General features: G+C 58.0%; 8 protein-coding genes. 1 reads left to right on the forward strand and 7 read right to left on the reverse strand.

The window, feature by feature from the left end:
- The 4 genes from AACY02_RS23855 to AACY02_RS23870 all read right to left on the reverse strand — a co-directional run bounded on the left by AACY02_RS23855 (window position 1) and on the right by AACY02_RS23870 (window position 5,000).
- Entirely contained in the window at window positions 1–1,038 is a 1,038-nt protein-coding gene (locus tag AACY02_RS23855; RefSeq protein WP_339434045.1) for an ABC transporter ATP-binding protein, read from the reverse strand.
- A gap of 221 nt (window positions 1,039–1,259) precedes the next feature.
- On the reverse strand, window positions 1,260–2,411 hold the full coding sequence (ydcS, locus tag AACY02_RS23860; RefSeq protein ID WP_339434046.1) for a putative ABC transporter substrate-binding protein YdcS: 1,152 nt from the start codon (window positions 2,409–2,411) through the stop codon (window positions 1,260–1,262).
- An 83-nt stretch (window positions 2,412–2,494) separates the two neighbouring features.
- Window positions 2,495–3,952, reverse strand: a complete 1,458-nt coding sequence (locus AACY02_RS23865) for a gamma-aminobutyraldehyde dehydrogenase (protein WP_339434050.1) — start codon at window positions 3,950–3,952, stop codon at window positions 2,495–2,497.
- Window positions 3,953–4,085: 133 nt separating this feature from the next.
- Complete coding sequence (locus AACY02_RS23870; protein ID WP_221729866.1) at window positions 4,086–5,000, reverse strand: LysR family transcriptional regulator; 915 nt, start codon at window positions 4,998–5,000, stop codon at window positions 4,086–4,088.
- A gap of 177 nt (window positions 5,001–5,177) precedes the next feature.
- On the opposite strand from AACY02_RS23870, the gene AACY02_RS23875 reads away from it, so the two are divergent.
- On the forward strand, window positions 5,178–5,897 hold the full coding sequence (locus AACY02_RS23875; RefSeq protein ID WP_339434047.1) for a tellurite resistance TerB family protein: 720 nt from the start codon (window positions 5,178–5,180) through the stop codon (window positions 5,895–5,897).
- A gap of 17 nt (window positions 5,898–5,914) precedes the next feature.
- Here the strand turns inward: AACY02_RS23875 and AACY02_RS23880 are convergent, their stop codons facing one another.
- From AACY02_RS23880 to tnpC, 3 genes are all read right to left on the reverse strand, one after another.
- The gene (locus tag AACY02_RS23880; RefSeq protein ID WP_339434051.1) at window positions 5,915–6,583 is read right to left on the reverse strand and encodes a hypothetical protein; all 669 of its coding nucleotides are present in this window, start codon (window positions 6,581–6,583) and stop codon (window positions 5,915–5,917) included.
- A 557-nt stretch (window positions 6,584–7,140) separates the two neighbouring features.
- The gene (locus tag AACY02_RS23885; protein WP_339434048.1) at window positions 7,141–7,878 is read right to left on the reverse strand and encodes a hypothetical protein; all 738 of its coding nucleotides are present in this window, start codon (window positions 7,876–7,878) and stop codon (window positions 7,141–7,143) included.
- 32 nt (window positions 7,879–7,910) lie between these two features.
- The coding region (tnpC, locus tag AACY02_RS23890) for an IS66 family transposase (RefSeq protein ID WP_339434049.1) at window positions 7,911–9,230 on the reverse strand (1,320 nt) is incomplete at its 5' end.

The following is a 9,230-nucleotide window of genomic DNA, read 5'->3' on the forward strand; positions in this document are numbered from 1 at the left end:
TCACACCCCGCTCGCAACGGTGTCGTGCAGCGTAATCATCGCTTCACGCGCCCAACGCGCACTCAAGCGCTGGCCGGTCTGGTGCTGCGCGCTGCTGTCGATCCACTGATTATTGGCGTGGCTGATGCTCAGGGTCTGGCCGTTTTCCAGCGTCAGTTCATAACGGGTCGCGCTGCCTTGATACTGGATGTCGTGGAGCAAACCGCTGACTTCTATTTCGTGACTGGCCAGCGGGCCCTCGGCGAAACGCACGTGTTCCGGTCGGATCGAAAACGGCTGCGGGTGTCCGCTGAGCTGGCGCGCCAGATCGCCACGAATCACGTTCGAGGTGCCAACGAACTCGGCGACAAACGTGGTGGTCGGTTTCATGTACAGATTGCGCGGCGTGTCGACCTGCTCGATGCGGCCCTTGTTGAACACGGCGACGCGGTCGGACATTGACAGGGCTTCAGTCTGATCGTGGGTCACGAAGATGAAGGTGATGCCGAGTTGGCGTTGCAGCTTTTTCAATTCGCTTTGCATCTGCTCGCGCAGTTTCAGGTCGAGTGCGCCGAGTGGCTCATCGAGCAACAGCACGCGAGGGCGATTGACCAAGGCACGGGCCAGGGCGACACGCTGTCGTTGACCACCGGACAACTGCACCGGTTTGCGCGCGCCGTAGCCGCCGAGGGCGACCATGTCCAGGGTTTCTTCGGCGCGCTTATGGCGCTCGGCTTTGCCTACGCCTTTGACCTTCAAGCCGTAGGCGACGTTGTCCAGCACGTTCATGTGCGGGAACAGTGCGTAATCCTGAAATACAGTGTTTACATCGCGTTGATACGGCGGCAGACCGGCCGCTTCGGCGCCGTGGATGCAGATCGAACCGGCGCTCGGTTGCTCGAACCCGGCGATCAGTCGCAGGCAGGTGGTTTTGCCCGAGCCGGAGGGGCCGAGCATGGAAAAGAACTCGCCGTCCTGGATATCGATGGAAACCCGGTCAACGGCCTTCACTTCGCCGAACTGCCGGGAAACGTTGGTGAACTGGACTGCAAGCGTCATGGTGCGGTGCTCCAAAAAGGCGAAAGCCGTCGCAGCGGCCCTGCCTGGACTTCTGAAAAAGCTGAAACGTTTTGCGGTTTGCTGGTGTTGGTGATCCCGATGTGGGAGCGGGCTTGCTCGCGAACGCGGTCTATCATTCGGCATGGGTGCTGGCTGACACACCGCTTTCGCGAGCAAGTCGCACCGCCGCTCCCACAGGGGGCGCGGCGTCAATTCAAAGACTAGCGACCGCCCATGATCGCGATGTAATCCTGCGTCCAGCGGCTATACGGCACGAACTTGCCGCCTTCAGCTTGCGGAGTTTTCCAGAAGGCGATTTTGTCGAACTGGTCGAAACCGTTGGTCTTGCAACCTTCGGCGCCGAGCAACTCGCTCTCCTTGCACGCCGCTGGCACCGCCGGCAACGAGCCGAACCACGCCGCCACATCACCCTGGACTTTGGGCTTCAGCGACCAGTCCATCCATTTGTATGCACAGTTGGGATGTTTGGCCTCGGCGTGCAACATGGTGGTGTCGGCCCAACCGGTGGCGCCTTCTTTCGGAATGGTCGAAGCGATGGGCTGCTTCTCGTTCACCAGGCTGTTGACCTGATACGGCCAGGCGCCCGACGCGACCACGCCTTCGTTTTTGAAATCGCTCATCTGCACCGTGGTGTCATGCCAGTAGCGGTGGATCAGCGGCTGCTGCGCCCGCAGTAAATCCAGCACGGCTTTGTACTGCGCCTCGGTCAGTTGATACGGATCCTTGATGCCCAGTTCAGGCCGGGTCGATTTCAGATACAGCGCCGCATCGGCGATGTAGATCGGGCCGTCATAGGCCTGCACGCGACCCTTGTTCGGCTTGCCGTCGGGCAAATCCTGCGCGGCGAACAGCACATTCCAACTGGTTGGCGCAGTCTTGAACACGTTGGTGTTGTACATCAGCACGTTCGGGCCCCACTGATACGGGGTGCCGTAGGTCTGTTTATTGACCACGTACCACGGCGCATCTTTGAGGCGTGGGTCGAGGGTCTTCCAGTTCGGGATCAACGCGGTGTTGATCGGTTGCACACGCTTGCCGACGATCAATCGCAGCGAAGCATCGCCCGACGCGGTGACCAGGTCGTAACCGCCCTTGGCCATCAGGCTGACCATTTCGTCAGAGGTGGCGGCGGTCTTCACGTTGACCTTGCAGCCGGTTTCCTGCTCGAAACCGGTCACCCAGTCGTAGGCCTTGTCGCTTTCGCCACGTTCGATGTAGCCCGGCCAGGCGACGATATCCAACTGACCTTCACCGGCGCCGACAGCCTTCAGCGGTTCTGCCGCTTGCAGGCTGGCGCTGGCCAGCAAGGCCGTGGTGATTGCACTGAGCAGTGCGGTCTTGTGCACGAACATGGTTGAACCCTCTTCTTTAAATTATGGTCGGGGCAGTTGTGAACGCGGTGAAGCATGCCGTTGGCGGCTTGTTATTAGCGTAGTCAGAGATGCTGGCCGTGGCGGGCCATGATGTGCCGCACCACGCTGTAGTCTTGAAGCGAATCGCTGGATAAGTCTTTGCCGTAACCCGAGCGTTTCAGCCCGCCGTGGGGCATTTCGCTGACCAGCATGAAATGGCTGTTGATCCAGGTGCAGCCGTATTGCAGGCGGGCGGCAACCTGCATCGCCTTGTCCAGATTCTGCGTCCACACCGACGAGGCCAGGCCGTATTCGGAGTCGTTGGCCCAGTCGACGGCCTGCGAGAGTTCGTCGAAACGGGTCACGGTCACCACCGGGCCGAACACTTCGCGTTGAACGATTTCGTCGCTCTGTTTGCAACCGGCCAACAGCGTCGGTTGATAGTAGAAACCGGCACCGGAATGCACCGCCGCACCGGTCACGCGTTCGATGTGCGGCTGGCCAAGGGCGCGCTCGACGAAGCTGGCGACGCGGTCACGCTGGCGGGTGCTGATCAACGGGCCGATCTCGTTGTCGGCATCGCGTTTGCCAGCGAAGCGCAGGCTGCTGACGGCGGCACCGAGTTCGGCGACCAATTTGTCGTGAATCCCGGCCTGCGCGTAGATCCGGCAGGCGGCAGTGCAGTCCTGCCCGGCGTTGTAATAACCGTAGGTGCGCACGCCCTCGACGACAGCTTTCAGATCAGCGTCGTTGCACACGATTACCGGGGCTTTGCCGCCAAGTTCGAGGTGAGTGCGTTTCAGGGTTTTCGCGGCGGCCTGGAGGATTTTCTGGCCGGTGACGATATCGCCGGTCAGCGACACCATGCGGATTTTCGGGTGACTGACCAAATGGCTGCCGACGCCTTCGCCACCGCCGCAGATGATGTTGATCACCCCACGCGGGAGGATCTCGGCTAGCGCAGGCGCCAGTGCGAGGATCGACAGCGGCGTGTGTTCGGACGGCTTGAACACCAGCGTGTTGCCGGCAGCGAGGGCCGGGGCGATTTTCCACGCGGCCATCATGATCGGGTAATTCCACGGCGCGATCGAGGCGACCACGCCAATCGGATCGCGACGGACCATGCTGGTGTAACCCGGTAGGTATTCGCCGCTGAGCTGGCCGGTCTGGCAGCGCACGGCACCGGCGAAGAAGCGGAACACATCGACGGTCGCGGTCAAGTCGTCCTGACGCGCCAGGTGCAATGGCTTGCCGCAGTTCAGCGATTCGAGGCGGGCGAGGTGATCGGCGTGTTTTTCGACGGCGTTGGCGATGTCGAGCAACAGGTTGGAACGTTGCTGCGGCGTCGTGCGCGACCATTGGGCAAAGGCCTGGTGGGCGGCGAGGATCGCCGCTTCGACCTGCTCGGTGCTGGCCTCGGCAATGTGCGTGAGAATTTCGCCGGTGGCCGGGTTGAGGATCGGCTCGACAAAACCTTCCCCGGCGACCAGTTGGCCGTCGATCAACAACGCGGTACACATCGGGGTCTGCGCGCCAGCCATTTTCCGCGATCTCTTTTCTTGTGTGGTCATTGTTGCTCCCTCTGTCACCGGGAGCCGACCGTCTTATAGATGCAGCAAGACTAGTGCGCGGCTCCGAGGTCGACAAATTCTAAATACTGAAGGTGGCATTCGATTAAATAGATGGCTTGCGCCCGCCGTGGGGTTGTTCGCGAGCGACGGTCAGGAATGGGTCGACCAATGCTGGGCGCGCAGTGCCACGGCGCCAGGCCAGGCCGACGTCGAGGGTCTGATTGAGGTCGGCGATGGGGCGGGCTTCGATGATGTCGCCTTCCAGCGACCACGGGCGATAGGTCATGTCCGGCTGGATCGACACGCCCAGGCCCGCTGCGACCAGACTTCGCACGGCCTCGGTCGATGCGGTTCTCAGAGTGATCTTCGGTTGCAGTCCGGCGCCCTGCCATAGACGTTGAGCGTTGCTATCCATTTCGTCGACGTTCAGTTGAATCAACGGCTCGCGAGCGACGTCGGCGAGATTGATGCTGTCGTGCTCCAGCAGCGGATGCTGCGCGGGCAGCCACAAACGGTGTGGCGAGTGGGTCAGGACTTCGGTCTGTAAGGCATGGCGGTCTTCGAGGTTGGAGAGGATCAACACGCCGACGTCGATTTCGCCGCTGACCAGCAAGTGCTCGATATAGGGCCGTTCGTCCTCCATAACTCTTATTTCAACGTTGGGATAGGCACGCTGGAATCGGGTTAACAAATCCGCCAGGTAATAACCGGCGACCAGACTGGTCACACCGACGATCAACTGCCCGGCGACCTGATCGGTGCTTTGCTGGAGGCTGCGTTTGGCATTGTCCACAGTCGCCAGAATCAGGTGAGCCTGGCGTAGGAATTGGTGTCCCTGATGTGTCAGCGTCATGCCCTTGGCGTGTCGGCTGAACAGGCTGACGCCGATTTCCTCTTCCAGTTGCTGGATCGCCAGGGTCAGGGTCGATTGGGAAATGAACGCCGTTTGCGCGGCGGCGGAGATCGAGCCGGTTTCGGCCACGGCGATGAAGTGACGGATCTGACGCAAGGTCATCATGAGCGGGGTACCCGGTGGGCGGTTTTTATAGATTGGCCTGAGTGTATATCTATTTTCGCGAACGCCTTGCGCCTACTGAGCAACATCTGGAAGCACACTCGCAAACAGGGCTGGGGCACTTTCGAACTAGGCTGAGTGCCTTATAGATCCGGATAACCCCTGTTTTGGAGGCGGAACATGAACACCCGTGGATTGCTCGATCAACTACTCAAATCCGGCCAGGATCTGTTGCAGAACAAGGCCGGCGGGTCGCAAAACAAAACGGCTGCCGGTGGGTTGGGCGGCTTGCTTGGCGGATCGTCCGGCGGTAGTGGCCTTGGCGGTCTGCTGTCGGGTGCCGGCGGTGGCGCACTGGCGGCAGGCGCCATGGGCCTGCTGCTCGGCAACAAGAAAGTGCGCAAGGTCGGTGGCAAAGTCGCAATCTACGGCGGCCTCGCCGCACTCGGCGTGCTGGCCTACAAAGCCTACGGCAACTACAACGCCCAAAAAGGCACCGCCCCGCAAAGCGAACCGCAAACCCTGGACCGCCTGCCACCCGCGCAAGCCGAGCAGCACAGTCAGGCAATCCTCAAGGCACTGGTCGCCGCCGCCAAAGCCGACGGTCACATCGACGATCGCGAGCGGCAATTGATCGAGGGTGAATTCACCAAGCTCGACAATGATCAGGAACTGCAGCACTGGCTGCACGCCGAACTCAACAAACCCCTCGACCCGACCGACGTCGCCCGCGCCGCGAGTACGCCGGAGATGGCGGCTGAGATGTACGTGGCGAGCGTGATGATGGTGGATGAGGAGAACTTTATGGAGAAGAGCTATCTGGATGAACTGGCGCGGCAGTTGAAGCTGGAGCCGGGGTTGAAGGTGGAGTTGGAGAGGCAGGTTCGTCAGTTGGGCTGAAGCCTACCTCTACCTCTTCAGGGCCGATGCACATCATCAAAATCATCGGCCTTGGGGGTGGCAAATATACCTTTCGCTTCTTGGGATCGGTAATACGCCTCAATTGTTAAAGATGGGTTAATACGTGCTTTAACAATGCATGGTTTTTGTTGCCATGGATATTCTTCGAGCTGCTTGCTCAGCGCTTTGGAGCCCGTTGCCAGCCAGCCCTTTTCCGACTGGTCGCGCCAGCGTCGTGGGTTACGGCCCGTTTTGGCGTCGTAGGCGGCGGTTACCGGGTCGAGGTGACGACTTTGCTCAAGCACCGGCAGGTCCGGCAGCGGTTGTGTGACGTCCATGTAACGTTGCAGGCAATCCCAGAAGGCCAGCGCATTCGGCTGGTCGAGGCCCAGGGCGTGGACTTTGGTCGCCAGACAAATCTTGTTGTCGGTGTAGCGGTGATGAAGCCACAGGGCGTAGTCGTGAGAACCATAACCGCTAGGCAGTAGTTGGAGCACCGGATCAAATTCTTCAAAGGGTGCTACGAAAATTCTACGAAAACGTCGCTTGAAGCGGAGCATTCCGTCGAGGCGATTGAACTCGCTTCCGTCGTGGGTGCTCATTCTGTCGTACAGCCACAGCAGGCTATCAGTCCCGACAGTTGCTACGAAATAAAGAAACGTGCCTAGCCAGAGGCAAACTTGCATGCTGTCAGTTCCAAAAAGTGAACCATACCTCCATATAACGGTACCGGCGAAAATTACGAAACCGCCGATTTGGATCTGATGCACCAGTTTTTTGCCACTCATGAATAGCGCAAGTGAAATATACATGGCAGCCACGACAGCTATGCATCCAATTAACATATAAAACGCATTAACATCGCTTCTCCCTGTCTTGGGGGCGAACTCAGTGACTATTCCGAGTCCCCAAACAGCTGATACGAAAGAGATACAAATTAATTTAAGTATAAATAGTAGATGTGGAATCTTAGTGGTGCTTTGGAATTGCCAGCGGCTCGCGCTGCAGTATATATTTTCAGTGTGTCCCGTCTCCCGCTGTCGGCGATATGCTGACTGCTCTTTACTCTCTAATTGGGCAGTGACTTCCATTTCTGGCTCTAGGTATGCGTAGTGACCAAAAGCAAGATGAGTATCAAAGGTACCTGAACGATTGAGGTCTTGTGCCGATTTGGGTGGCGGCAACGCTTCTTGGTTGTTGCTGTAATATGCACTTACAGCATATGGAGTGTCCAATTTAAATGTCATGCAGGGAGCTCAGTGGTTTCAATTTGCCAATAGGGGGGTGTTTCATTTACAGGCAGATTGTCTGGCGGTAGTCGACGGTTTGACGGTGAAAATGCTGACCAGTTTTTAGGGCTGGGCTGGGGTAAAATCAAATGCTCGTCTTGCTGATCTGAGCTTAATTCAAACTGAGCACTAATTTTTAAACCTTGAGTTACCCGAACATTATAACGATCTAGGGGGCTAAGCTGAATTATGGATAAGCTTGCGGGGACGATGTAAAGCACGCTAGTCGAGTCCAACGAAAGCGCTGCTACCTTAGGCGCTGCAGCGGGTACACGATGGTAGCGTTTTACGTCGAAAAGACCGTTAATTCGCAAGCTACTTTGGAACTCTTGAGCGATCAATTGAAATTGCTTGGCATTCTCGAACATTGACAATAGTGGAGAGCTGAGAACTATAGCCCAGTCCTGATCGTCTAGGGCTTGTTTCTGAGGTACAACGCATTGAAGCCCCGAAGTTGGTATTGGCGAGCGATCATGATCCGCTTGTTCTAAAGCCTTGCGGTGCGCTACGGGTGCTTTTTTTCGCCATTCGGCCAACCGTTGTACGAATATTTGTGGTTTTCCGATAATGCCGAGTAGTTGCTGATAGGCAACCTGCGGATCCTTCAAGTGAGAAAAACGCTGACCATTGCCCAAAGCATGATCCAGCATTCCCGCTTCGGCAAATTGGCTACCGAATGGTATGCGATCCATAAACCCCACCTACCCAGTGGTGGAGCAACGGTCTACCGTGGCATCTGCGGCGAGCAGTTCCACGGCAGTAACGCTTCGTACTCTTCGACCGACGAGGCATGCGGCAACCGCTCCAGTACTAGGCGCAGCCACGTATAGGGCTCTTGGCCGTTGACCTTGGCGGTCTCGACCAGACTGTAGATCTTTGCGCTGGCAGTGGCGCCGTTGACGGTATCGCTGAACAACCAGGCCTTGCGTCCGATGACAAACGGCTTGATCGCTCTTTCGGCCGCGTTGTTGTCGATGGGTAAATAACCCGCTTCGACATAACGCTCCAGTCGGCTCCAGTTATTCGCCAGATAATGCACCGCCTTGCCTAATGCACTTTGCGGCGTCACCTGGGATTGGGTTTTATCCAACCAGACTTTCAGCTGCCCCAAGATCGGCAGGCTCTTTTCCTGGCGAGCGATAAACCGCTGTTCATCGTCGGCTTCCTTAAGTTCACGCTCGATCCCGTACAGCTTGTTGATCATCGTCAGTGCAATATCGGCCCGCCCGGTCTTGCCCTTGGGCTGAACCTTCTGCGCGTCCACGAATTTGCGGCGCGCATGGGCCATGCACGCCAGGCGCTCCACACCCGATTGCAACGCCAAGGCGTTATAGCCGGCGTAATCATCGGTCATGACATAACCGCGATAACTTTCCAGCAGCCGTAACGGCACCTCCTGCGCACGACTGGACGTGTAGTCAAACAACACGACTTTACGATCGGGTGGGCCGCTGGCTTGTACCCACATCCAGGATTGGCTGGTCGGGTCTCGATCCGGTTCCTTGAGGACCTGAACACGAGTTTCATCGCAGTGGATCACCGCACTTTCCAGCAGCCGGTCACGCATCAAATTCAGCAGCGGCTGAAAGTGTTCGCTGCACTGGATGATCCAGCGCGCCAGCGTCTGACGAGGAATATCAATGCCATGTCGGCTCAGTACCGTTTCAAACCGGTGCAACGGCAAGCCATCGACATACTTGGTGGTCAGCAGCATGGCAAGAACACTCGGGCTGGCCATGCTCTTTTCGATCAATTGCGCCGGTTTGTCGGCGGTGACCGGTGCACGTTCACAACCACGGCAACCGTAGATCTTGCGGATATGTTTGATGACGCGGATCTGCATCGGCACGATATCCAGCTGCTCGCTGGTTTCTTCGCTGATCACATGCTTGCGGCAACCGCAGGCACAGGTCAGTTCGTGTTCGGGTAGTTCGTGGATGACTTCGATACGCGGCAGATCAGCCGACAGTGGCTTGCGTTTGCCTCGGCGCGGTGTCGCGGCAACAACTTCTTCATCAGCGTCGCCAACCAACGGCATGGGTTC

Origin of the sequence: Pseudomonas sp. EA_65y_Pfl2_P78 (assembly GCF_963970495.1) — a bacterium.
Lineage (GTDB): Bacteria > Pseudomonadota > Gammaproteobacteria > Pseudomonadales > Pseudomonadaceae > Aquipseudomonas > Aquipseudomonas baetica_A.

Coding starts and splice junctions, on each gene's coding strand:
- AACY02_RS23885 (WP_339434048.1), bottom strand. CDS start 7,878: ATGGATCGCATACCATTCGGTAGCCAATTTGCCGAAGCGGGAATGCTG.
- AACY02_RS23865 (WP_339434050.1), bottom strand. CDS start 3,952: ATGGCTGGCGCGCAGACCCCGATGTGTACCGCGTTGTTGATCGACGGC.
- ydcS (WP_339434046.1), bottom strand. CDS start 2,411: ATGTTCGTGCACAAGACCGCACTGCTCAGTGCAATCACCACGGCCTTG.
- AACY02_RS23880 (WP_339434051.1), bottom strand. CDS start 6,583: ATGCAAGTTTGCCTCTGGCTAGGCACGTTTCTTTATTTCGTAGCAACT.
- AACY02_RS23875 (WP_339434047.1), top strand. CDS start 5,178: ATGAACACCCGTGGATTGCTCGATCAACTACTCAAATCCGGCCAGGAT.
- AACY02_RS23870 (WP_221729866.1), bottom strand. CDS start 5,000: ATGATGACCTTGCGTCAGATCCGTCACTTCATCGCCGTGGCCGAAACC.
- AACY02_RS23855 (WP_339434045.1), bottom strand. CDS start 1,038: ATGACGCTTGCAGTCCAGTTCACCAACGTTTCCCGGCAGTTCGGCGAA.